Origin of the sequence: Carboxydocella sp. ULO1 (genome assembly GCF_002049255.1) — a bacterium.
Lineage (GTDB): Bacteria > Bacillota.
In genome coordinates, this window is record NZ_BDLQ01000035.1 from 1 (window position 1) to 24,109 (window position 24,109).

General features: G+C 38.9%; 22 protein-coding genes and 4 pseudogenes. 21 read left to right on the forward strand and 5 right to left on the reverse strand.

Features of this window, described 5'->3' with window-relative positions; genetic code table 11:
• The 15 genes from ULO1_RS07435 to ULO1_RS15395 form a co-directional block, all read left to right on the forward strand.
• A partial coding sequence (locus ULO1_RS07435) for a group II intron maturase-specific domain-containing protein (protein WP_278308217.1) occupies positions 1–272 on the forward strand: 272 nt, incomplete at its 5' end.
• 127 nt (positions 273–399) lie between these two features.
• On the forward strand, positions 400–1,581 hold the full coding sequence (locus ULO1_RS07440) for a M20 family metallopeptidase (RefSeq protein WP_242947911.1): 1,182 nt from the start codon (positions 400–402) through the stop codon (positions 1,579–1,581).
• A 38-nt stretch (positions 1,582–1,619) separates the two neighbouring features.
• Positions 1,620–2,648: a dipeptidase gene (locus tag ULO1_RS07445; RefSeq protein WP_079933290.1), complete on the forward strand. Its 1,029-nt coding sequence runs from the start codon at positions 1,620–1,622 to the stop codon at positions 2,646–2,648.
• 47 nt (positions 2,649–2,695) lie between these two features.
• Complete coding sequence (locus ULO1_RS07450) at positions 2,696–4,729, forward strand: hydantoinase/oxoprolinase family protein (RefSeq protein WP_079933306.1); 2,034 nt, start codon at positions 2,696–2,698, stop codon at positions 4,727–4,729.
• 82 nt (positions 4,730–4,811) lie between these two features.
• Positions 4,812–6,542: a hydantoinase B/oxoprolinase family protein gene (locus ULO1_RS07455; RefSeq protein ID WP_079933291.1), complete on the forward strand. Its 1,731-nt coding sequence runs from the start codon at positions 4,812–4,814 to the stop codon at positions 6,540–6,542.
• 67 nt (positions 6,543–6,609) lie between these two features.
• Entirely contained in the window at positions 6,610–7,050 is a 441-nt protein-coding gene (locus ULO1_RS07460; RefSeq protein ID WP_079933292.1) for a DUF3830 family protein, read from the forward strand.
• A 237-nt stretch (positions 7,051–7,287) separates the two neighbouring features.
• The gene (locus ULO1_RS14730) at positions 7,288–7,446 is read left to right on the forward strand and encodes a hypothetical protein (RefSeq protein ID WP_159446849.1); all 159 of its coding nucleotides are present in this window, start codon (positions 7,288–7,290) and stop codon (positions 7,444–7,446) included.
• 66 nt (positions 7,447–7,512) lie between these two features.
• Positions 7,513–8,865, forward strand: a complete 1,353-nt coding sequence (locus ULO1_RS07465; protein WP_079933293.1) for an aspartate aminotransferase family protein — start codon at positions 7,513–7,515, stop codon at positions 8,863–8,865.
• 107 nt (positions 8,866–8,972) lie between these two features.
• On the forward strand, positions 8,973–11,024 hold the full coding sequence (locus ULO1_RS07470; protein WP_079933294.1) for a hydantoinase/oxoprolinase family protein: 2,052 nt from the start codon (positions 8,973–8,975) through the stop codon (positions 11,022–11,024).
• Between the two features lie 3 nt (positions 11,025–11,027).
• Positions 11,028–12,785, forward strand: coding sequence for a hydantoinase B/oxoprolinase family protein (locus tag ULO1_RS07475; protein ID WP_079933295.1), 1,758 nt, complete (start codon positions 11,028–11,030; stop codon positions 12,783–12,785).
• A complete protein-coding gene (locus ULO1_RS07480; protein ID WP_079933296.1) occupies positions 12,782–13,117 on the forward strand; it encodes a cupin domain-containing protein in 336 nt (111 codons plus the stop codon). The genes ULO1_RS07475 and ULO1_RS07480 overlap by 4 nt, the downstream gene beginning before the upstream one ends.
• A gap of 184 nt (positions 13,118–13,301) precedes the next feature.
• Positions 13,302–14,408: a Xaa-Pro peptidase family protein gene (locus ULO1_RS07485; protein ID WP_079933297.1), complete on the forward strand. Its 1,107-nt coding sequence runs from the start codon at positions 13,302–13,304 to the stop codon at positions 14,406–14,408.
• A 328-nt stretch (positions 14,409–14,736) separates the two neighbouring features.
• Positions 14,737–15,045: a transposase gene (locus tag ULO1_RS07495; RefSeq protein ID WP_143325428.1), complete on the forward strand. Its 309-nt coding sequence runs from the start codon at positions 14,737–14,739 to the stop codon at positions 15,043–15,045.
• Positions 15,046–15,100: 55 nt separating this feature from the next.
• A complete protein-coding gene (locus tag ULO1_RS07500; protein WP_159446850.1) occupies positions 15,101–15,604 on the forward strand; it encodes an IS3 family transposase in 504 nt (167 codons plus the stop codon).
• 96 nt (positions 15,605–15,700) lie between these two features.
• Positions 15,701–15,844 carry an IS3 family transposase gene (locus ULO1_RS15395; protein WP_079933299.1) on the forward strand — a complete coding sequence of 48 codons (144 nt, stop codon included), beginning with the start codon at positions 15,701–15,703 and terminating at the stop codon, positions 15,842–15,844.
• Positions 15,845–16,053: 209 nt separating this feature from the next.
• Here ULO1_RS15395 and ULO1_RS14735 read toward each other — a convergent pair whose 3' ends face one another.
• The 4 genes and pseudogenes from ULO1_RS14735 to ULO1_RS07520 form a co-directional block, all read right to left on the reverse strand.
• Positions 16,054–16,209 carry a hypothetical protein gene (locus ULO1_RS14735; protein ID WP_159446851.1) on the reverse strand — a complete coding sequence of 52 codons (156 nt, stop codon included), beginning with the start codon at positions 16,207–16,209 and terminating at the stop codon, positions 16,054–16,056.
• 326 nt (positions 16,210–16,535) lie between these two features.
• Positions 16,536–16,799: a DUF6431 domain-containing protein gene (locus tag ULO1_RS15400; protein WP_376738157.1), complete on the reverse strand. Its 264-nt coding sequence runs from the start codon at positions 16,797–16,799 to the stop codon at positions 16,536–16,538.
• A gap of 673 nt (positions 16,800–17,472) precedes the next feature.
• A pseudogene (locus ULO1_RS07515) lies at positions 17,473–18,345 on the reverse strand (transposase).
• Between the two features lie 74 nt (positions 18,346–18,419).
• Positions 18,420–19,421, reverse strand: a complete 1,002-nt coding sequence (locus tag ULO1_RS07520; RefSeq protein WP_079933300.1) for a proline racemase family protein — start codon at positions 19,419–19,421, stop codon at positions 18,420–18,422.
• A gap of 862 nt (positions 19,422–20,283) precedes the next feature.
• Here ULO1_RS07520 and ULO1_RS14935 point away from each other — a divergent pair.
• Positions 20,284–20,550: a hypothetical protein gene (locus ULO1_RS14935; protein WP_200806943.1), complete on the forward strand. Its 267-nt coding sequence runs from the start codon at positions 20,284–20,286 to the stop codon at positions 20,548–20,550.
• Complete coding sequence (locus tag ULO1_RS15405) at positions 20,538–20,690, forward strand: group II intron maturase-specific domain-containing protein (protein ID WP_200806944.1); 153 nt, start codon at positions 20,538–20,540, stop codon at positions 20,688–20,690. The genes ULO1_RS14935 and ULO1_RS15405 overlap by 13 nt, the downstream gene beginning before the upstream one ends.
• 293 nt (positions 20,691–20,983) lie before the next feature.
• On the opposite strand, the pseudogene ULO1_RS07530 reads toward ULO1_RS15405, so the two are convergent.
• Positions 20,984–21,540 (reverse strand): annotated as a pseudogene (locus tag ULO1_RS07530) (transposase); the annotation flags it as partial.
• A 340-nt stretch (positions 21,541–21,880) separates the two neighbouring features.
• Here ULO1_RS07530 and ULO1_RS07535 point away from each other — a divergent pair.
• The 4 genes and pseudogenes from ULO1_RS07535 to ULO1_RS07550 all read left to right on the forward strand — a co-directional run.
• Positions 21,881–22,345, forward strand: coding sequence for a transposase (locus tag ULO1_RS07535; RefSeq protein WP_159446852.1), 465 nt, complete (start codon positions 21,881–21,883; stop codon positions 22,343–22,345).
• A gap of 584 nt (positions 22,346–22,929) precedes the next feature.
• A pseudogene (locus tag ULO1_RS07540) lies at positions 22,930–23,448 on the forward strand (MBL fold metallo-hydrolase); the annotation flags it as partial.
• Between the two features lie 17 nt (positions 23,449–23,465).
• Positions 23,466–23,576, forward strand: a complete 111-nt coding sequence (locus ULO1_RS15410) for an RCKP-type rubredoxin-like domain-containing protein (RefSeq protein WP_078665333.1) — start codon at positions 23,466–23,468, stop codon at positions 23,574–23,576.
• Positions 23,577–23,639: 63 nt separating this feature from the next.
• Positions 23,640–24,109: pseudogene (locus tag ULO1_RS07550) on the forward strand (hypothetical protein); the annotation flags it as partial.

The following is a 24,109-nucleotide window of genomic DNA, read 5'->3' on the forward strand; positions in this document are numbered from 1 at the left end:
AAACGCCGAGCGTATTCCAGGAAATCGAAGGGTGGCTAAGGCGAAGGCTACGGATGTGCGTCTGGAAACAATGGAAACGTGTCCGAACCCGATACCGTGAACTGCGGGCCCTGGGCCTACCGGAGCGAGTTGTCCATATAATGGCTAATGCCTGTAAAGGCTACTGGCGTATGTATCGACAATTAAATAACGCCCTGAACAATGCCTACTGGCAAAGTCAGGGCTTGAAGAGTTTAACTGAACGTTATCATCGCATTCGTCAAGCTTGGTGAACCGCCGTATACCGAACGGTACGTACGGTGGTGTGAGAGGAGGGGGTTAGTCACCCCCTCCTACTCGATTGAATTATAAAAGCATTTACAGCTATAAAACTGAATACTTTTTGAGGAGGGATAACATTTGCTTGATAGTCGTACCATAGACCATATGATTCAAGAAACGAAAGATTATGTTATTAAATGGAGACGTCACTTCCACCAGAACCCTGAGTTATCATTCCATGAGACAAAAACGTCTCAATTTATATATGATACATTGGAGTCTTTTGGAAATCTTGAATTAACCCGACCCACAAAAACTAGCGTAATGGCTAGATTAATAGGTTCGGAACCCGGTAAAATAATTGCTCTTCGGGCTGACATGGACGCATTACCTATTCAAGAAGAAAATAAATTTGAGTATGCTTCTAAAAACCCTGGTGTGATGCATGCGTGCGGTCATGATGGCCATGCGGCGATTTTGTTAGGGGTAGCAAAAATATTTTCTGTGTTAAGAAATTATATCAATGGGGAAGTTCGATTTCTGTTTCAGCATGCCGAGGAGCTTTTTCCCGGCGGTGCTGAAGAAATGGTCGAAGCTGGTGTTATGGATAATGTTGATCAAATTATCGGTCTTCACCTTTGGTCTCCGCTGGAAGTTGGCAAAATAGGTGTGACTTATGGACCGATGTTGGCTGCACCAGACACCTTTTCGATTTCTGTTATTGGAAAGGGAGGTCATGCAGCATATCCCCAGCAGACTATTGATAGTGTCACAATTGGAGCGCAAGTAGTTAACAATTTGCAGCATATTGTAGCGAAAAATACGGATTCACTTGAACCGTTGGTGGTATCGGTTACACGTTTTATTGCGGATTCCTCACACAATATAACTCCCGGTACTGTTGAGATATCTGGAACAGTTCGGAGTTTCAATCCTGGTTTGAGAGAATCTGTTCCGATTATAATGGAGCGAATTATCAAAGGAATTACCGAAGCACATGGGGCCTCATACGAATTCAGGTATCTTAGAGGTTATAGGCCGGTAATAAATGATGATAAGGTGACACTTGTGATTGAAGAAACGGTTCGCGAAATATTTGGTGATGATGCAGTGCAACTAATTAAACCTAGTATGGGCGGGGATGATTTCTCCGCATATCTCCAAAAAGCACCAGGTGCGTATGTTTTTGTTGGAGCAGGCAACACAGACAAGGGGATCGTTTATCCTCATCACCATCCTTGTTTTAACATCGATGAAAATGCTTTGCAAATTGGAGTCAAACTATTAATTTATTCAACGATTAAACTCTTAAACAAATAATATATTTGTTAGTATATCGTCATTATGAGGTGACTTAAATGGAAAATATAAAAAAAATTTTAAATGATTCGATAGTAATTGATTCCCATTTTGATCTTTTGTATGAGGTAGTAAAAAAAAGACAACGTGGTAGCAGAAAAGTTATAGTATCAGATTATTTATCAGAATTTATTGAAGGTGGAGTTAATGTTGTTGTTTCATCATTATTTATAGATGATGAGTTTTTACCTGAAATGGCATTGAGAAAGGCTCTTAATCAGGTAAGTGCGTTGTATGATGAAATAAGTGAATCGCCTGATAAAATAATGCTTTGTAGAAATTATAAAGACATATTGGAAGCAAAAAAAACATGTAAAGTTGGAATAATGTTATCATTTGAAGGTGTTGAACCAATATACAATGATATTACTCTTCTAAGAATTTTTTATGAATTGGGTGTAAGAATTATTGGATTAACTTGGAGCAGAAGGAATTATGCAGGAGATGGCTGCGGTTTTGGTAATGGGGATGAAGGAACAAAAGGTGGAATAACAGACTTTGGCATGAAGTTAATTAAGGAAGCAGAAAAATTAGGAATGATTATTGACGTTAGTCACTTAAATGATGAAGGATTTTGGGATGTTATAAAAATTGCAAAGAAGCCTATTATCGCATCGCACTCAAATAGTAGAGCTTTAGCAGGTATCATGAGAAATCTCACTGATGATCAGATTAGAGCTATTGCTTCGAAAGGTGGAGTTATAGGAATAAATTCTGCTAGCATCCTTGTTGCTGCTGATGATGAAGTTGCTAATATGGAATATCTTGCAAACCATGTTGATTATATTGTTCAACTTGTTGGTGTAGAACATGTTGGATTTGGTTTTGATTTTTGTGACCATCTTATTGAATTTTATTCTTTCAATCAATTAGATGGATTGTCACGCAAGCCGTTTGATGTAATTAAAGGATATAAAGAAATTAATAAGTTTGTTGCTGAATTAATCAGAAGGGGCTATAAACAAAAAGAACTTGAGTTAATATTAGGAGGGAATTTTTTAAGAGTCTATAAAAAAGTACTGACTTGATTAATTTTGGAGCTGAGAATCAATTTTTTAAGAGGGAGGAAATAAACATGCGTAGGTATCGCGTATCTGCGGATATTGGTGGAACATTTACTGATTTTGTTTTTTATGATTCTGTTACCGGACAATATAAGGCGGGGAAAACACTATCAACACCCAAAAATTTATCAGATGCAATTATTAAAGGAATAACAGAAGAACTAGGCGACTGCGCTAATATTGATTTTTTTGTTCATGGTACAACTGCCGGTTTAAATGCTTTCCTCGAAAGAAGAGGTGCTAAGGTTGCTTTAATTACTACTAAAGGCTTTAAAGATGTGTATGAAATTGGGCGTGGTAACAGGCCAGAAATGTATAACATGTATTACCGAAAACCTAAACCTCTGGTTGAAAGAAAAAATGTCTTTGAGGTTATGGAAAGGGTTCTTTTTGATGGAACTGTAGAAACTCCTCTTGATAGATCCAGTGTTGTTCAGGTTGCAGAAGAAATTAAAAAAGGAAGTTTTGACTCAGTTGCTGTTATTTTAATAAATGCCTACAAAAATCCGATTCATGAAATCGAAATAAAGGAAATCCTTCAAGAAATTATTCCAGGAACTCCTATTTCTTTGTCCCATAAGGTAGCCCGGGAGTGGAGGGAATATGAGCGGACTAGTACCGTTGTTTTAAATGCTTATATAGCACCGATAGTGCAAAAGTATCTTGATGATCTGGAAAAAAGAATGCAAGAAAAAGGTTTTAAAGAATCAGTCTATATCATGCAGTCTGGCGGGGGTGTTATTACCTCGGTAATCGCCAAAGATTGTCCCATCCAAACCCTGTTATCAGGGCCTGTAGGAGGAGCCATCGGACTTAACGCTCTTTGCGAAATGCTGGGTTATAAAAACCTCATTGGCGTAGATATGGGGGGCACAAGCTATGATGTGAGCATTGTAGTTGACGGCAGACCTGATGTTTCTACAGAAACAAATTTAGAAGGGTTTCCCATTCTTACACCTATGGTAAACATATATACTATTGGAGCAGGCGGAGGAAGTATCGCTTGGGTCGAAGGTGGAGGTATGAGGGTAGGCCCAATAAGTGCTGGGGCTGACCCTGGACCAGCTTGCTACGGGAATGGGGGACAAGAACCTACGATTACAGATGCCAATGTTGTATTAGGCCGAATTGATCCCGAAGGCTTCTTAGGAGGGAACATGGTTCTTGACAAGGAAGCTGCAAGAAAGGCGGTCAAAAGGCTTGCCGACAAGCTGAATCTTTCCATTGAAGAAGCGGCAGAGGGCATCTGCAATATTGCAGATGCAAAAATGGCTGATGCTATTAGACAGATTACTGTGCGAAAAGGAATTGACCCACGCCAATTTATACTGGTGGCTTACGGTGGTGCTGGGCCATTGCATGCATGCTTGACTGCTGAAGAATTAGGTATTACCACAATCTTGGTACCTGAAATGCCGGGGACGTTTTCTGCATGGGGAATGCACCAATCTGACATCCGGCAGGATGCAGTGAGGACTTTTACCAATATTATTGACAATATTTCTGAACAAAGTATCATAGATGTTTTTGCTGAAATGAAAGAGGAAGTGTCAGCTATTTTATTACAGCAGAATATTAGTGATGAACAAACAGAATATCGCATGAGTGCTGATTTGAGGTATTTGGGGCAGGACCACACCTTGAATGTTTCTTTTAACGATGGGAAAATCTCAGCTGATTCACTAAAGAAACTTAGAAAGGCTTTTGATGAGTTTCATGAGTCTGTTTACGGACACAGTAGCCCGGACGATCCTGTTGAAATAGTTAATGTTCGTTTAACTGGCTTAGGTAAGTTGCAAAGAGCACCGAAAGAAAAAGTAACCACTTTTGTAAATACTGTGCCTCAACCTATAAAAATAAATAAAGTTATCTTTTATGGTAAAGAATTTGATACTAATTTTTATGACAGAAGTTACCTAAAGCCAGGTCAAAAATTTATGGGACCGGCAATTATTGAGGAATTAACTTCAACTACAGTAGTTCCTCCGAACTATGAGATCAATGTTGACTGCTTCAATAATCTATTGATTAAGAAAATCCAATAGTTTCATCTCGGGAAGTCACTAATTGGATTGAATGTTAATGGGAATAAATCTCATATTCAAACTTGATAGAGGAGGATTAAAAATGGTTAGAGATACTTTTTTGGAAAATCCGGTGACTACCGAAATTATTAGGAATGCTTTTATTTCAGCAGCTAAAGAAATGAATGAGGCCTTATTTAGAAGTGCTTTTACACCAATTATTTATGAAATGAAAGATTGCAGTGTGGGGATCTTTAATGAAAAAGCAGAGTTACTAGGTCAGTCTGCTGGTCTTCCGATTTTTTTAGGAAATCTGGAGGTTGCCATAAAAGTAACAACTGATTATTTTGGAGGGATGGACTGTTACAACGAAGGTGATGTGTACATCTTGAACGATTCCTATCTGACTGGAACTCATTTAAATGACATGACTGTTTTTTCTCCAATTTTTTTTGAAGGGAAATTAGTAGGCTTTACAGCCACAAGAGCGCACTGGCTGGATATTGGTGCTAAAGACCCTGGTTATCCAATGGATGCCACTGTAATATATCAGGAAGGTATCCGAATTGGTCCCACCAAAATCATGGACAGGGGTGTTTTGCGACAAGATGTGGTCGACTTGATTTGTAAAAATAGCCGTTTTTATCGTAATGCAGTAGGAGATTTGCATGCTCAGATTGCCGCCTGTAAAACCGGAGAAAAACGATTTGTTGAAATTATTAAACGATTTGGTTTAGATACAGTAGAAAGATGTATTCACGATATTTTTCTTCAATCTGAACTGATGGAACGAGAAGCGGTAGCAAAGATTCCCAATGGGGTTTACATTGCTGAAGGTTGTGTAGATAATGACGGAACATCAGATGAACCTGTTCAGGTTAAACTTAAACTGACTGTGCAGGATGGTAAAATGAATATTGATTTAACTGGGTCCAGCAAACAAGTAAAGGGTTCTACAAACTGTGGTTTAGCACAGACGATTTCGGCTTGCCGCGTAGCATACAAACAGCTTATTCTTCCAAATGCACCTGTTACTGGAGGTAGTTTTAAACCATTAACAGTTACAGCGCCTAAAGGAACAATTTTCAATGCTGAAGAACCAGCAGCTTGTTCATGGTATTTTACATGTTTGGGTTTACTAATTGACCTTTGTGTAAAAGCCTTAGAGGATGCAATGCCTGATAGCGTAGCCGGGGCTCACTATGGGGACTCTATGGTAATTTATTTTGCTGGCACAGATCCTAAAACCGGAAAACAGTTCTTGGATGTTGAAGCAACCGCTGGCGGCTGGGGAGGCTTTAAAAATGGTGATGGACAGGATGCACTTATTAATTGTGTTAACGGTGATTTCAAGAATCTACCGGTAGAAGTTTTCGAGGCAAACTATCCATTTAAAGTTACTCAGTATGCAATCAGAACGGATTCTGCTGGTCCTGGAAAAAATCGTGGTGGTAACGGATGTATTCGGGAATATCAATCGATGATAGATGAAGCGTATGTCTATTTATGGTTTGAACGGTCAAGAACCCCTGCCTGGGGTGTTCTGGGCGGCAAATCAGGTAAAGGACCAAAAGTAATAATTGAAACAGGCGACAAACGTGAAGAAATGCTTAAAGTTAGTGCCTACCGCCTATACAAGGGGTCTAAGGTTACTTGTTTAACTGGTGGCGGTGGTGGCTATGGGAATCCTTTTGAACGTGAACCGGAAAGAGTTCTGAACGATGTTATTCAAGGGTACATTACCAGAGAACATGCTAGGGAAGAGTATGGTGTTGAAATTACTGAATTAGGAACTATTGATTATGAAGCAACTAAGAAATTAAGAAATTTATAAAATTTGTTTACGATACCTGCGGTGTTAACGGTGATTATAACTGTAGGTAAACACTGGAGGGAAGGGTATGAACCAAATTAAGATTAGCTTTCAAAAAGGCGGCGAACTAATTGCTGATTTAAATGAACGTGCGCCTGAGACAATTAAAAGGATACTTGAGATTCTTCCCCTTACATCAACTATGGTGCATACTAGATGGTGCGGTAGAGAAATTAGTTGTGGGATATCTACAAAGGTTAAACCTCCACAAGAAAATTGCACATCCATTGTAAGTAAATTTGATGTGGTTTATTGGAGAGACTGGGAAAGTGAAAAGCCTTTAACAGAAGCACCTGCTGAGGAAGCAATCGCCCTTTATTATGGACCGGAACTTTTGCGTTACCATAACGGAATTCTTAGGGTAAATGTTTTTGGCAGAATTAAGTGGGAACAGGAAGATTTGCTGGAAACAATTGGAACTAGAATATGGCGGCATGGCATTGAGAGTGTAAAAATAGAGATAGTTTAATTTTAAAAAGAGATCTTAAGATGACATGATTCGGGGGTTTTGAAACCGGTCATGTCTCTTTTTTGCTTAACTTTTGGTAATAAGAGGTTAAATTTTCCTTTTTAGCAAATTGTCTTGAATGGACAAAACTTAATGTTTTTTTTGTTTTTCAAAGATATACTGCTAGTTCTTTTGATTTGTGATAATTATGTATGAGAGTTATCTTATAATTTTGAAAATAAAGAAAGGGTGAAATTAATGGGAGATAAAAAGGGAGATTTAAAAACCAAACCAGAAGAAAGTTTTTTTGATGGTGCTTTTGGTAGTTATGTTGTTCCAGGAATAATTCTTCAATCAGTTTTTATAGGAGGAGGTTATGCTACCGGGCGTGAAATAGTAGAATTGGGTTCAAAATAAGGAACTGCTAAGTACACTAAAACAGAATGATTTGTGTTGTTTAGAAGACTTGGAGATGGTACGAATATGGAGAAAAAATATGAGAAATGTGTTGAAACATGTAAGGAAGACAGCAAAGTAGTTTCTTTTGCTTCTAGAATTCATTACTATCCACTTGTCGTCAAGAAAGCCAAAGGAGCAATAGTTGAGGATTTGGACGGCAATGAATATATAGACTTTCTAGCTAGTGCAGGTGCGCTAAATACTGGTCATTCTCATGAAAATGTTGTTGAGGCGATAAAAAACCAAGTAGACAACTTCATACATTATACAACTGGTTATATGTATAACAGGCTTCAGGTTGAACTTGCAAAAAGACTTATTGAAATAACTCCAGGAAACTTTCCCAAAAAGGTAGCTTTCGGGCTAACTGGATCAGATGCTAACGATGGTGCAATTAAGTTTTCACGTGCATATACCGGTAGGCGAAAAATTATATCCTTTATTAAATCCTACCACGGTTCAACCTTTGGATCAATCTCCCTAAGTGCAATTAGCCTTAAGATGAGAAGAAAAATCGGACCTATTTTGAATGAAGTATACCATATACCTTATCCTTTCTGTTATAGATGTCCGCTTAGCTACAAAAAGGATTCTTGTGGAATGGTCTGTATAAAGGAGCTTGAAAATGCCTTTGAAAGCTTCCTGCCTCCAGAAGAGGTTGCTGCGGTAGTGATGGAGCCTATTGCTGGAGATGGGGGTATAATAATACCTCCAAAAGAATATGTAAAAAGGCTATATCAACTTTGTAAAGAAAATGGAATACTTTTTATAAGCGATGAAGTTCAACAGGGCTTCGGAAGAACAGGAAAGTGGTTCGGAATAGAACATTTTAACGTAGAGCCAGATATTATTGTTATGGGCAAGGCTATTGCATCAGGGATGCCTCTTAGTGCAATAGTTGGCAGAAGTGAAATAATGGATTCCTTAGAAGCACCAGCGCACTTATTTACTATGAATGGACACCCGGTTAGCTGCAGTGCGGCAATAGCAACTATTGATATAATCAAAGATGAAAAACTTGTAGAAAAATCCAGGGTGTTGGGGGAATACGCTTTAATGAGATTTGAAGAACTGAAAGAAAAATACGAGATTATTGGTGATGTCAGGGGGTGTGGATTGTCAATAGGTGTAGAGCTTATAAAAGATAGGAAGAGTCTTGAAAGAAACAATGAGGCTGCAAAAAAAATTTGTTATAGATGCTTTGAAAAAGGCCTTATTCTGACCTTTTTTGCCGGTAACGTACTCAGGGTTCAGCCACCTCTTGTTATAACAAAGGAAGAGCTGGATAGAGGCTTAGACATAATAGAAGAATCAATAATAGAATACCTAGAAGGTAAAATTCCTGATTCTATACTAGAAGAATCAAAAGGATGGTAGAAATTAGCCTTTGCTCAAAACATAGCAAAAAGGTTTCTATAGGAAACTTCAGTTTCCTAAAATATTTTATGGCTGACTTTGAATATAATGAATGAAAGGTGGTTTTTATGAGAGTTGCTACAGATATAGGTGGTACTTTTACGGATTTAGTATATGTCGATGATGATGGTAGAATCGGCATTGCTAAAAGTCACACTACCCCTCCAAATTTTGAACAAGGGGTAATTGATGTTATTGAGAAAAGCAATATTAATCCGAAAGAAATCGAAACATTTATTCATGGTACAACTGTAATCATTAATGCATTAACTGAACGAAAAGGGGCAAAGACAGCATTAATTACTACTAAAGGTTTTAGAGATGTTTTAGAAATAGCCCGTGGAAACCGTCCTGATCTTTATAATGTCCGATATCAGAAACCAGCGCCATTTGTTCCAAGATACTTAAGAAAAGAAGTTACCGAGAGGATAAATTATAAAGGGGAAATTATTCAACCAATTAATACAAGCGAAATTGAGCAAATTATTGAATACTTTAAAAAGGAAAATATTGAAGCAATTGCAGTTGCATATTTGCATTCTTATGCAAATCCAATACATGAACAACAAACGGTGAAAATAATTAAAGAATTATGGCCAGAGGTATTTGTGACAGCATCACATGAAGTTACGAGAGAATGGAGAGAGTATGAGCGTACAAGTACCGCTGTTTTGAATTCTTATGTGAAACCTATTGCTTCTACGTACGTTGATCGCCTAGAAACAAGACTTACCAGTATAGGTATGAGTGGAAATAAATATATTATGCAATCGAATGGAGGAACAACAACTTTTAACCAATCTAAAATAACTCCTATAAATATGGTCGAATCAGGACCTGTTGCTGGAATATTTGGCGCAGCTGTACTAGGACAGATGATTGGGGAAAAAAATATCATCGCTTTCGATATCGGGGGGACAACTGCTAAATGTTCATTAATTGATAATGGTGATGTAAAGGTAACAACAGATTACAAGATAGAAAAGAATAATTTTACTGCAGGATATCCCATTAAAGTTCCGGTGGTTGATATTGTAGAAATTGGAAATGGCGGAGGATCTATAGCTTGGATTGATGATGCAGGTTCTTTAAGGGTTGGCCCTCAATCTGCTGGTGCACTTCCTGGGCCAATTGCTTATGATCGTGGGGGAACAGAACCTACAACAACTGATGCAAATTTAGTTGTTGGCCGATTATCTGCAAAAAATTTTGATAATGAAGTTAATATTGAAAAAGTGAAAAAGGTAATAGAAGAAAAAATTGCAAAGAAATTTAATATTTCCGTTGAAGAGGCCGCTTTAGGAATTATTCGAATAGCAAATTCCAATATGTTAAATGCTCTAAAACTTATTTCAGTAAGAAAAGGATATGATCCGCGTGAATTTACATTAGTAGCTTTTGGCGGAGGAGGTCCAATGCATGCTCCTGCCTTAGCTAAAGAGTTAGGTGTAAAGAAAGTGATTGTACCAGTAGCTGCTTCGGTATTTTCTGCTTGGGGAATGCTCATGACCGACCTTAGGAACGATTATATTAAAACATATATCAGGAGATTAGATGATATTGATCTGGAAAAATTAAACTCCGAATGGAAAGAAATGGAGCAGAAAGCCGTTTTGCAATACTTACAAGAAGGTGTTTCACAAGAGAAAATAGTATTTTCTCGTTTTGCAGATATGAGGTATTTGGGACAAGAACATACAGTAAAAATTCCAGTTCCAAATGGAGAGTGGGACTTGAATTCTATAAAAGAAATTATTAGCCGTTTTCACGAAATTCATGAACAACACTATACATTTAAATTAGAAGGTACACCATTAGAGATTGTTAATCTACATTTAATTGCTTTTGGAAAAGTAAATAAACCAAAGATGTTTGAAATTGAAGCTACACAATCTTCAGTTGACAATGATGAAAGCGCGATAAAGGAAATAAGACCTGTTTTATATGAGAATCATGGTTGGATTGATACAAAAGTATATGCTCGAGAATTATTGTTGGCTGGTGTATCCATCAATGGTCCTGCAATTGTAGAAGAACAATCTGCCTCAACGGTTATCTATCCTAATCAAACTTTAAAAGTTGATAAATACGGTAATTTGATTATTTATACGGGGGTGTGATGGATGTCTAGATATGAAAAAGTTAATGTTGATCCATTTACTTTAGATATCGTAAAAGACTCTCTGATGGCGATTGGAGAAGAAATGTTTATAGCATTGGCACGTACATCAATGAGTCCTATCATTTATGAAGTACTTGATTATGCTTGTGGTTTATCTGATTCTAAAGGTCAATTATTAACCCAGGGAAATGGCGTAACTGGATTTATTGGTATTTTATCATTTATGGTAAAAGAAACACTGGAAAAATACAGCAAGACTGGGGATTTGAAACCTGGTGACATCATTATCACTAATGATCCTTATGGTGGTGGTGGTTCGCATTTATCTGATGTGGGACTAGTTATGCCAATCTTTTATGAAGGAGAACTAATAGCGTTTTCAGCTAATAAAGCACATTGGACAGAGGTTGGAGGTAAAGACCCAGGATCGTGGACAACAGACTCCACTGAAATATTTCAGGAAGGGCTACAATTACCATGTATAAAGTTGTTTGATGGTGGCGAGTTAAATCAGGCTTTGGTTGATGTAATTGCAGCAAATGTTCGATTTCCTGAACTTTCATTAGGAGATATGTGGGCCCAAGTTGCTTCTTTAAGAACTGGTGAAAAACGATTTGTTGAATTATGTGATAAATATGGAAAGGATGTCGTATTAGCAGCAATAGATCACTTACTTGACCAAGGGGAACAGATGACTCGAAAACAATTAGCTAATCTTCCAAAGGGAACCTTTGAAGCAGTAGATTATATTGATGATGATGGTCTTGGAAATGGACCTTTTAAGGTTCAAGTGAAAGTTACTATCACAGACGACGAGTTTATCTGTGATTTTAGCGGGAGCCATCCTCAGGTTTTAGGACCCGTTAATTGTTCATATACGGGACTTGTTTCCGCTGTTAGAACAATCTTCTTAGCGATTACCAATCCTTCGCAAGATGTAAACGATGGAGTTTTTCGTCCATTAAAAGTCATTGCTGAACCGAAATCAATTTTTTCTGCTGAAAGACCAGCCGCTGTTTCAACTTACTGGGAAACCATGCTTTATGGAAGTGATTTGGTTTGGAAAGCACTTGCACCTGTTCTACCTGATAAACTTACAGCAGGTCACTTGTTATCGGTATGTGCAGTAATAATAGGCGGCATGCATCATGATAAAAATGAACCTTTTCTACTTGTTGAACCTTCTGTAGGTGGTTGGGGAGCCGGTCTGGGAAAAGATGGTGAAGCCGGACAATTTTGTCTCGCAGATGGAGAGACTTACAATGTACCTATAGAGGTGGCAGAAACGCGTTATGGAATTATGGTAGATGAATATTCTTTTAGAGCAGATGGGTCTGGAGCAGGTGAATATCGAGGGGGATCAGGGGTTATTCGTTCTTATCGTGCTATGACTGATAACCAATTTGTGACCGGTACATTTGGTAGACATAAATATCTTCCCTGGGGAATCAATGGCGGGCATGATGGTTCAAGAAATTATTTTGAAATTATTAAGGCAAATGGAGAAGTAGATGGGCCCTTTGGGAAATATGCACGTTATCCTTTAAATAAAGGTGATGTTGTTAGATTAGTAACAGCAACAGGCGGTGGTTATGGAGATCCTTTTAGACGCTCACCCCAAAAAGTAGCATGGGATGTAAAAAATGAATTTATTACAGGTGAACAAGCAAAGAATGTATATGGTGTTATTGTGGACCAAAATACTTTTGAAGTTATAGGTATAACTGAAGAGAGAATAAAAAGGGAGGCAAAGGAATGAAAGTAGTATCTATTAAAGAATTAAATGATCAAAATCTTAAAGATATAAATATGAAAATATTATTTGATGAATCAATGGTTGAAGGAAGTAAAGTTACTTTTGGAATTGTCCAGATTCCACCTGGAGCGAGGATTCCCGAGAATGGGTATGGAGTCCATGATGGTGATGAATACGCTTTTATTCTTAAAGGCTCAATACTAGTTGAAAGTGGTAACAATGAATTTCGTGTTTCAAGTGGACATGCAACGTTTATTCCTGCTAATGAAGAACATCGATCATATAATGATGGAGATCAACCATGTGAAATTATATGGGCTTTAGTTAAACGCTAATTTCTTTAATTAGCCATTTTGTTTTAAACTATAAGCGATATGTTGGGATATCAACAAGGTAATGGGGGATATACCTTAATAAGATTAGGGGTAATTTCCCCTGTTTTTTTAACGAGTAATTTTATGCAGAAGTCTGCGCGGGTTTTGAATAATTAAAATGATCTTTTCGAAAGGGGATATAAAGTTGAAAATATTTTATGAAAGAATAAAAAAAGCTCAAAACCTATTGGAAAAAAATCAGTTGGAAGCTGTAATTGCAACATCTCCTCCTAATTTTTTCTACTTTACAGGTACGTGGATGGATTCTTTTGAAAGATTGCAAGCAGTGGTTATACCGAAAAAAGGAAGACCGGTTATCATTATACCTGAAATGTCTAGGGAAGATCTAAAACATTTAGATGATGTAGAGACTATTTTTTGGGATGATGGAGAAAATGCGATAAAAATACTTGCTCGAAAGTTACCTGAAAGAGGCACTATTTCAATTGATAATAAATGGGCTAGTGAGAACTTAATTGATCTAATATCAATAACTGACAATAGACTTTCATTTGTTAAAAGTACAGATGTAATTGGTAACCTACGTATGATTAAGGACGAAATAGAGATATCGTTGTTAAGAAAATCAGGGTCAATTGCTGATAAGGTTATGGCTCGTGCTATCGAATATGCTAAGCCAGGAATAACAGAAATCGATTTGGTAAGAGAAATAAAAAGGTTCTTTAGTGAAGAAGGAGTTCATAATCTATCCTTTGAACCAATAGTAGCAAAAGGCAAGAATGGTGCGATCCCTCATCATCAATCGAATAATAGTGTTATAGCTGAGGGAGATATGGTAGTTATAGATTTAGGTGGAGTGAAAGATTATTATTGTTCTGATATGACTAGAACTATTGTAGTTGGACAACCAAATCAAGAAATGAAAGAAGTTTATGAAATCGTAAAAGAGGCTCAGGAGAAGGCGGTTAATGCTATTAAGCCTGGAATGCCAATGAGTTATGTCGATGAAGTGGCTCGAAGTGTAATAAATGAAGCGGGTTATGGACCGAATTTTACACATCGTACTGGACATGGAATAGGTATTGAAGTTCATGAAGCACCATATTTGACTTCGTCAAATAGAGAACAGCTGTTGCAAGAAGGAATGGTTGTAAGTGTAGAGCCAGGAATTTATTTAGAGGGAAAATTTGGCGTAAGAATTGAGGATATAGTAGTTGTTACGGCAAATGGTGCTGAGCGTTTAAATAATATTCCACGCAGTTTAATCGCTGCAGGTGAAAAGGTTTTATAAATGCCAATTTTAAAAGAATAAAAACCTGAGTGAAGACAAAAGGCACTTTTGTCGCTTCTTGAGCTTTTGTCCGCAATTTGTTTACGTTTCGTGGCCGTCATTTTTGCTCATAAACCCTGTCCGGGGTACAACCGGACAGGGTTTACTGCTACAAATCAAACTCTTCATCAATAATTATTCGTACCATATGGTCGTCAATTAGTTTTGTTTGCCGTTGAGCCGCATGCATTAAACATGCTGTACACACCTTGTTGATCTCTTTTTATCCCCCTAACTCATTTGGACACTGGGACTCTTAAGAGTTAAAATAATGTTAGGGGGCGATTTTATGACATGCAGAAAGTACACCGCTGAATTTAAGAATCAAGTCATTAAGGAAGCGCTGGAAACAGGAAATAATGCCATAGTAGCAAGAAGGCACGAGCTGAATCCTAATATGGTCAGCCGCTGGGTAAGAGAATACAAACAAGACAAACATCATTCTTTACCTGTGGAACATTCAATTATTAATGAAATTTATCCTGATTACAAGCAGCTTACTAAGGAAAATGAGCAGCCAAAGAAACTTCTTGATGAAAAAGACCTGGAAATAGCTATTCTTCGTGATTTAGTAAAAAAGAAAACCCTCACTTGCTGACAAGATTGAAGTAGCCAAAAAATGGATTAATTTAGGGTACCCAGCAGTCAAAGTATTGCGTATCGTTGGGGTATCCAGGTCAACTTACTATTATCAGCTAAAGAGACAATATGCCCAGAGGAGAGCAAGTGGGGGACGTCCTGTGCCTGGGTATTCTTGTGATGAACAAAAGACTAAGATAAGTGATGAAGAAATAAAAAAATGGCTATTACAGTTTATAGAAAATGAGGGCTTTGCCTATGGTTATGTCAAATTGACCATGGCATTACGGAAAACTCTCGGACTGATCATCAATAAAAAGAAGGTTTATCGTTTATGTAAGCAACTGGGCATTCTACGTACGCAAAGGAAAATAAAACCCAATCATCCCAAAAAACTGGCTAGGAACCGTACTATAAATAATTCAAACCAGTTATGGGAAACAGATTTGAAATATGGCTATATAGCGGGTGGAAAAAGATTTTTCTTTATTCTATCATATATTGATGTATTTGATAGGTCGATCGTCGGTTACCATAATTCAAATCTCGTGTTTTCCAGGAAAAATGTCAGAGCCTGAAAATCGAACATGAACGTATTCCCAAAAGAACACCGAACATGAATGCACACATAGAGGCATTTCATAGCATTCTAGAAGCAGAATGCTTAAGCTTGTATGAGTTCCAAAACATATGCCGAAGCCTACAAAGTAGTAAGTGATTTTATAAAATTTTATAACGAAGAACGTATCCATTCAGGACTCAACTATTTATCGTCAGCTGAATTTATCGAGCTAGGCAGGAAGCAAAGAATTGGCTAAGAAATTAAGGTCTAAACCCTCTCAACCGCAACTATTGAATGCCAATTCGGAAATGGAGTCAAGGGCGAGCGTAGCGAGGGCGAAGCCTTTACCCTTGAACGGAATTGACAACTGGCTAAAATAGGAATTCGGTTGTGAGGAAAAAATCAATGAAAACTTGAGGATTTAAGAGTATGTGTCCAAAACTAGGGGGTTAGCCCGCTTTAGTTCTAATGCACGGTTAAGTACATCCTCAGATATTGTTCTTTGCTCCCTTTATCGCTCCTGGTCTTCGGCAAAAGCCCGTCATAACCCAGATCCAGATAAGCAGCAAGATATCTTCTCAATGTCCTTTCAGGAGATGTTCTACCTTTCCAGGATTTCATTCCGTATCCTGCGCTTTTCCGCTTCTTTCAGGCCGGGTACCAGTAGGGGGCGATCATCTCATACCGCCTCAGAGCCTTTTCCATCTTTGCTTTGTTGACCATTTTTCATCCTCCTCCGGTTCTTTTTGGTTAAAGACTACCAGAGAGCCTGTTCGGCCAACAGAGCAAACTGTGTGGAAATTATCTATAAAAATGTCCCAGCCAGGTAATTGGTTATCCAGATATTGTATTACCAATTGTCAGGTTACTGCTCACAATATCCGGAAATTCTGCGATGATCCTTTCTAATAAGCCAAATATCCGCAAGTCTGTTAGCATTAATTCGTTTACTGTCTTTTCAAAAGCTTGTATAGTACTGCTCTTAATGCCCCTGCTACTTGATACCATTTTCCCCGAAACTCCGCCATCCATCGCTTCAGTGTTGAAACACTTGTTGCCGTTTCTACCTTCTCAACAACAACGCCATCTTCCATCTTTCGCAGCGTCAGTTCGCTGTCGCATGCTGAATTGTGCTTATATGGTCTTATGAAATCAGGAATGATTGCATGAGTTTTCCAAAAAGATTGGCACTTTACCCGATAAATGATTATCCATTCTACTGCTTCCTCTTAGTCATAACATTTCTCCCCAAATATGCTATAATCATAATGTGTGTTGGGGCTTTGAGTGTTAAATGCTGCGACATTTAACGAAAAACTCAAAGCTCCTTTAATTTTCCCCCAAAGAAATACTTCAGCATTATGTTAACATACCTGGAAACGGTCAAGCAAATTGGGCAATGTCATTTAAGCTGGGCAGAAACAGCACTTTGTTTGCACATCTGCAATACAAAGTGCTTCTTTTTCAATTGAATAAGCGTATTATATACATGATTTTGTGTAGTGCGGCCTGGCAAGGTCGCTAATTCTAGTGTGGGTAGGTCCCACCAGGGTAATGTCTAACCAAAAGCCCTGTGGAGAAATATGTCAGTTAGTTAGCTTGTCATCATGAAGCCATGGAATGCGCAAGGCGAGGGTACCAACTCTGGTAACTAAATTCCTTGTATAAGGATATGTACACAGTTTTGTGTAAATGGTTTTTCCTAAAAATTTCCGATCATACTATATTGGCTCTTTCACACCAGGAGGATATGGCTCTGCTAGGGAGCAACCTGAGTGCCTTGTGTGGTTCTGCCGGGGGGTGCTTTATCACCCCTTTTAAACCCTCTTGGGAGAATAAAAGCGTAAAACCCCGGGGGTTTTGGGGCAGGCCCCCAATAGAATATTATTGCAGTTTGTTACTCAATCGTTCTCCAAAATAAATTATCAGCTGTGATATGCATTTGCCCCAGAGATTTCCTGTATTGCCAGGAAAATTATTTTCCGTAATACATCATCTGTTGGATATGATGGTTTTGTTTTGCAGGTTTTACGGAGTTGTCTGTGATACCCTTCTACAAGATTTGTTGTATAAATAAGTCTTTGAATTTCTACGGGATACTTAAAAAATGCAGTAAGTTGAAGCCAGTTTCTTTCCCGGACTTAATTACCAGAATACGGCCTTAAACCCATTTTGGTTAATCCCTAAAACTGTGTATGCGGCTTTGGTAATGAAACGACCATCTTGCCGTACTTTAAAATGTATTGTGTCAAGAAAACAATTGGATAAACCGGTTATAATGGTCTGTTTTGCCATTTCGTTATTTAAGGTAATATTTTTCTGTAATTTTGCTAACTAATGCATGATAAATGTCAATTTCGTAAATTTCTTTCAAGTTACCCTCAATATACCGATTGGACATACCTTTATCATACATAGCGATAACCTGGGCTTCAATCTCGTTGGCTGTAGTCTGCTATTTACCAATTACTTGTGGCTCAAATTCCCCATTACGGTCTCTAAGGACTAAAATTTCAGTATACCCATTCTTGTTTTTAGTATTTTCTTGTTATAGCCGTTACGGCTATTTCCGGAATTGATACCAGCAGATGAATGCTTCTCATACCATAAATGCTGGTCTAGTTCTGCTTCTAGCATTTGCTGAATAGTATCGGCCAAAAGTGCTTTTAAAGCATTATAAATATCGCCGGTAGTTTTGCACTCTTTGGTAATTTCTTTAGCCAACTGAGTACTAATTTGACGTTTTTGGTTTTGCATAAATGGTCACCTCCTTTTTATGGTATTATTTACCATTTACACAAAACCTTAAACATTCTCAATCCTTTCGATAATCATCCAATTAAAAATCCTTCGGGATATGGATCTCCTTTTTCAATAATAAACTGATGCATTCCAGTAATCCAAGCAGATCCAGTAATTTGTGGAATTACCGCCTTATATGGTCCCACTTGTTGAACATCCAATAATTTACCAGTGAAGATAGAACCTATAATACTTTCATGAACAAAGTTTTCACCAATAGCCAACTTGTTTTTTTGATGTAAAGATGCCATTTTTGCACAAGTACCTGTTCCGCAAGGGGAGCGATCAATCTGTCCGTTACCAAATACAACAACATTTCGGTAATGAACACCTGTTTTTTCTGAAGGAAGGCTAAATTCGATTAAATCAATTTTGTTGATTTGTGGGATCAGTGGATGAACCACTTTTATCTGTTCATTTGCTTCTCTCAAGATCTTTTTTCCTATATAAATGAGTTGCTGATATTCATCCATTTTTAACTTTAATCCCAATTGCGATGCATCAATGATTCCGAATATACTTCCACCAAAAACAATATCCATCACAATACTACCTATTTCGGAAACATTAATTTGGACATCTTTATGCAATACAAAAGAAGGTACATTTTTAAATGTTACTTCTTTAACTGTCTCATTTTCAATTTTTACTTTGCATTCCACAACACCTGCTGGTGTATCCAATCTTATGACAGGTTTCTGTTTGATAATACCAGTATTGATTATAGCTGTTACAGTTCCAATTGTTCCATGTCCACACATATTTAAATATCCTTTGGAATCCATAAAGATTACTCCTAAATCACAGCTATCATTACATGGTTCAGTCAAAATGGCACCAAACATATCTTTATGTCCTCTAGGCTCATTCATTAATAATTTTCTTAACCAGTCCAATTCAGATTCCATATACATTTTTTTTTCCATCATAGTTTTACCTAGTATCCGTGGAGCTCCACCCGTTATAATTCTAGTAGGCTCACCCATCGTATGGGTATCGATTGTTTGAATGTAATGTGAAAAGCTAATCATGGATACACCCCCAATTTTACTAAAATACATTTTCTACTACTAAAGCATTATAAAAGGCAACAATAACGTAAGTTGTTTCTATAATCACACTAAAAGTTTTCAGTAAATTCATTATATTATCACAATTATTTTTTTACATTGGTTAATAGGGACAATATTTGGATTATTATTTTGTTTCTGATCTATAAATGTGTTGAGTATCAAGTCCAAATTAATGTGTAGTACGGCCGGGCAAGATTGCTAATTCTAGTGGGGTAGGTCCCACCAGGGTAATGTCTAACCAATAGCCCTGTAGCGAGTTCTTGGAGATTGTCAGGTAATTGAGAGTCTTAAGCATAGAGCGCAGCAAAATAACGGGCCGAAAGCAAGAGCTGAAATGATTCAGCATCGAAAATAACAGCTGAGTATGGCCGAAGTGATTACACACGCAGAAGGCAACATCAGTATAGGCGTTTTGGTGAGTCTATATTTGCACTCCTGGGTCTAAGAACTTGGCACGTTAATACTGAGATTTAGCGGTAATCCGGGAGTCCCTGCCTTTTCCCAAGACATGGGTATGCCGGTAAAGCGACAACCAAGCAAGGAAGGTAAAAGAAAGGCAGGGAGTCGGATGACTGAATAGTATCTATTAAGCAGCGTTATGGCTGTGTAGAAAAGGCAGCTACACTAGGAGGTCTTTGCAAAGGACATATTTACCACACCAATTCACCAGTTTAGTTCATCTGCTCAACGAGGACAGGGGATTTATCCTGCAGTTGGATGATGAGAGCCGGATGATCTGAGAGGTTCAAGTCCGGTTCTGAGAGGGCCTTGGGATGCAATTCCACGTGGCTACTCACCATAAAATCTTCGTTGCGAGTAAATGAGCAGGGGAACGCGTGATGGAATCAGTCATCGTTATGTAGAAGGCAAGCTCAAACTGAAGGGGAATCGGGAGAAAAGTGCTGTAGATCAGCTGTGGAAACGGAAGTTCCTTGGATTGAGCTTTCTGTCGAATCGGCAGGCAACCATCCAGTTATTGCCGAAAACGGTGGAGCGGTTCAAAAAACGGATTTGCGCCATCACATCTAGAACGGCCTGTATCCATGGAACAGCGGATAGAGGAGCTGCTGCCTCATGGGGTGGGTAGGTTACTTTCACATTGCCTCAGCCAAGAACCACTGCAAATCGTTAGACCGGTGGATACGTAGGAGACTGAGAATATGTTTGTGGAAACAGTGGAAACGGTGCGTACGCATTACAGTGAACTGCGGGCACTGGGTGTGCTAGAATTGCAGTCCACATGATGGCCAACTCCCGCTGCGGTGCATGTGGGAAATGTCTCGTAACCTAAATAATGCCCTTAACACTTCCTATTGGGAAGCGCAAGGGCTGAAAAGTTTGCTTGTTCGTTATCTGGAACTTCGTCAACCTTTAGGAACCGCCTAGTGCGGACCCGCATGCTAGGTAGTGTGAGTAGACATACGGTAATATGTCAAGAAAAAGGCAACAAAAAACCGTCCTGTTTCCCAAGAACGTTGGAAAAAATTACAAAAATGTAAATCTATTTTTTAAAACTATAGTTAGTTTAAATCCCTCCTTTGCCCCTGGGGCATGTAGAGTTGGTTGCTGTGCAGCAGAGCATCACCATACGCACTAATTTGCGTACTGTGAGAACCAATGCGCGGCGATGATGATGGGTTTTGCTTTCCCGATACTTTCGGGTATAGAACTCCCGGTATTCAGGCTTATATTGCCGAACCAAATTGACCGCTTGTACAAAGTAATAGCGCAAATAAGCATTACCTGTCCCGGTTAGCGGCGTTTCATCTACTTCAAATTCGCCTGATTGATGGCTACGCCAGGTTAAACCGACGAATTTAGCCAATGCTGAATCGTTATGAAAACGATGAATATTACCGACTTCGGCAATTAAACCTGCGTACATTACAGGGTTAAGACCGGGGACAGAATCAAGCGTATGCTTGAAGTTAGCCAATTCCCTGGCAATCGTTTTATCAATAGTTTTGACCTGCTTTTCCAGGCATCTGATGGTTTCAAGGCTTGTAGCCAGGATTAAATTAACCGGTTCCAGAAGATCTCCCCTCAACCTGTGAGCATTGCGGGCAGCTTTTTTTATGCTTTAAGGCTTGATGTGGATAACTTAAGGTGTTAAGGTAGAAATATGAGAGCGCATGTGAAAGAAAATAAACAATTAATAAAAATAGTCGATATACTTAGGGGCTGCTGAACAACTGCCAAACCCGCATGGATAATGGGTTTTTGCCCTTTTTTATGGTATAATGGTGCATGGAAAACAACAAAAAAGTGTTTAAAACCTTGCACCTGGGGGTGACAGATGTACAAACATAACCAAAACCGGCTTATTTTACCACATGAATTTTTTCTTCCTTTCGGGGGACAATTAAACCTTAATAACCGTTGGTGTCAGTATGCTGTGATTATCCCCTGGGCTGAAATTGAAAAAGATATATCAAGACTTTGAAAAATCCCAGAATGGGCAAATCTGCTTATTCTGTACGCATGGCGCTTGGAGCCTTGATCATACAAAATATTTAAGGTGTTTATCTGACCGAGAAACTGTTGAAGAGATTGCGGAAAACCATTATCTGCAATACTTTATTGGTTTAACTGGGTTTGTGCAAAAGCCCCCTTTTGATCCATCGCTCATGGTCCATTTCCGGAAGCGATTGGACAAAGATATTATCAATGAGGTTAATGAATTGATAGCAAAACCTGCTGCTAAGCCACAAAAAGAAGATAAACGCGATGATAACAAAGATGATAATTCGTCTTCAAATGCTGGCAAATCATCTTCACCTGATAGCCCGCCTTCAGAAGAACAGCCTAACCGGGGAAAGCTAATACTTGATGCAACTTGTACCCCTGCAGATATTCGTTATCCCAGGGATTTAATTAAATGAAGTTAGAGAAAACCTTGAAGAAATAATTGACACATTGCATATTCCGCATGTAGGAAAGAGCAAGAAGCCCAGAACCTACCGTAATCGTGCCCGTAAAGATTATCGTCTATAGAGAAAAAGAAACATGCTACTGCTAAAGAGATACGTAAAGCAATTGGGCAACAATTAAGATATATCCGCAGAGACATTAAAACTATCAATAATCTTGCTCAAATAAGTAAACTCTTTCTCCTGAATAAAAGACAATATCGTAATTTGCTTGTAAGCCAGGAAATTTATCGCTAGCAACTGGAAATGTATAAAAAAAGAACCCACAAGATCCGAAGACAGGATTGTTAGCTTACATATGCCGTTTGTACGGCCAATTGTTAGAGGGAAAGTCAGTGCTGACGTAGAATTTGGAGCAAAACTGGCCATTAGTGTTGTTAATGGTTTAAGCTTTATGGAACGTTTGAGTTTTGATAATTTTAACGAATGTACTACCTTGATCGAATCAGTTGAAAATTATCGTCAGCTTTTTTGGGTTTTATCCTGAATCCGTGATAGCAGATAAGATTTACCGAAATTGAGAGGATCCAGGTGGGGATGTCCCCCGGATTCTGCAGGAACTGAACAAACAGGGGTTGAAGCTGAAATATATCGTTAATACCCATGGGCATTACGACCATGTGGCTGGCAATGACCAGTTAAGGGAAGCTACAGGAGCCGAGGTGCTAATCCACAGCCTGGATGCGGAAATGCTGACCAGCAGCCGCGGGAATCTATCCTTGCTGATGGGGTTTAATCTGGCCCTCAAACCAGCCGACCGGACCCTGGCAGAGGGGGATATCCTTCGCCTGGGGGAAATTGAGTTGAAAGTTCTGCATACGCCGGGCCATACCCCGGGAGGCATTTGTTTACAAGGGGCTGGTTTTGTGATCGTCGGCGATACCCTTTTTGCCGGCAGTATTGGCCGCACCGATTTTCCCGGCGGCAGTTATACCCAGTTGCTGCAGTCCATCCGCAACCGTTTACTGACCCTGCCCGATGAGACAGAGGTATATTGCGGGCATGGGCCTCAGACGACCATCGGAGAAGAAAAGGTCAGCAACCCTTTTCTCTAAAAAGGAGGTGAGCGAAGATGGCCGTATTCCAGTGCACCCAGTGCGGTTATGAAAAGGAAGGGCGCTGTAAGCCGAAAAAGTGTCCCCAGTGCGAGGGCAAAGACACCTTTGTCAAAAAGGAACAGTAATGTGATGTAAAACACAGGACCACTTCCTGCTATCTGTTATAATGAGAGCAGGGGGTGGTTTTTGTGTTGAAGGGGGATTTAGCCACTACGGCCATGGGGATAATGCCTCATACTGATATCGACCAGGCCCTGGACCTGGCGCTGTCCCTGGATATACCGTTCTGGCCGCAGTTGCCGAAGGTCAGTTATTATGAGGACATGTATGTCCAGATCACCGAGCATTTTCCCGGCATCAGCGTCGATGAACAGAATCAGCGGGTTAATTTCAGTATTACTGCCTTTTACGAAGGGCTGGAAAACTATTTGCTTTTGAGTGAAGAGGACAGCCATTTTACCCTGACGGAAAAATATTCGGTAGTTTACCGGCGCTTTTTACAGCGGGACTTAAGTTCCTATCAGGCTATTCGGGGCCAGGCTATTGGCCCGGTCAGCATGGGCTTGAAAATCACTGATGAGGAGCGTAAGCCCATCATCTATCATCCAGAAGTGCGGGAGCTCTTATTCGATTTCGTGGCCCGCAAAGTGAATGTCCA

Bases quoted from the DNA above. Each gene is read 5' to 3' on its own strand.
- ULO1_RS07445 (WP_079933290.1), top strand. From the start codon at position 1,620: ATGGAAAATATAAAAAAAATTTTAAATGATTCGATAGTAATTGATTCC.
- ULO1_RS07450 (WP_079933306.1), top strand. From the start codon at position 2,696: ATGCGTAGGTATCGCGTATCTGCGGATATTGGTGGAACATTTACTGAT.
- ULO1_RS07455 (WP_079933291.1), top strand. From the start codon at position 4,812: ATGGTTAGAGATACTTTTTTGGAAAATCCGGTGACTACCGAAATTATT.
- ULO1_RS07460 (WP_079933292.1), top strand. From the start codon at position 6,610: ATGAACCAAATTAAGATTAGCTTTCAAAAAGGCGGCGAACTAATTGCT.
- ULO1_RS14730 (WP_159446849.1), top strand. From the start codon at position 7,288: ATGGGAGATAAAAAGGGAGATTTAAAAACCAAACCAGAAGAAAGTTTT.
- ULO1_RS07465 (WP_079933293.1), top strand. From the start codon at position 7,513: ATGGAGAAAAAATATGAGAAATGTGTTGAAACATGTAAGGAAGACAGC.
- ULO1_RS07470 (WP_079933294.1), top strand. From the start codon at position 8,973: ATGAGAGTTGCTACAGATATAGGTGGTACTTTTACGGATTTAGTATAT.
- ULO1_RS07475 (WP_079933295.1), top strand. From the start codon at position 11,028: ATGTCTAGATATGAAAAAGTTAATGTTGATCCATTTACTTTAGATATC.
- ULO1_RS07480 (WP_079933296.1), top strand. From the start codon at position 12,782: ATGAAAGTAGTATCTATTAAAGAATTAAATGATCAAAATCTTAAAGAT.
- ULO1_RS07495 (WP_143325428.1), top strand. From the start codon at position 14,737: ATGACATGCAGAAAGTACACCGCTGAATTTAAGAATCAAGTCATTAAG.
- ULO1_RS15395 (WP_079933299.1), top strand. From the start codon at position 15,701: ATGAGTTCCAAAACATATGCCGAAGCCTACAAAGTAGTAAGTGATTTT.
- ULO1_RS14735 (WP_159446851.1), bottom strand. From the start codon at position 16,209: ATGAAATCCTGGAAAGGTAGAACATCTCCTGAAAGGACATTGAGAAGA.
- ULO1_RS07520 (WP_079933300.1), bottom strand. From the start codon at position 19,421: ATGATTAGCTTTTCACATTACATTCAAACAATCGATACCCATACGATG.
- ULO1_RS14935 (WP_200806943.1), top strand. From the start codon at position 20,284: ATGAGCAGGGGAACGCGTGATGGAATCAGTCATCGTTATGTAGAAGGC.
- ULO1_RS15405 (WP_200806944.1), top strand. From the start codon at position 20,538: ATGGGGTGGGTAGGTTACTTTCACATTGCCTCAGCCAAGAACCACTGC.
- ULO1_RS15410 (WP_078665333.1), top strand. From the start codon at position 23,466: ATGGCCGTATTCCAGTGCACCCAGTGCGGTTATGAAAAGGAAGGGCGC.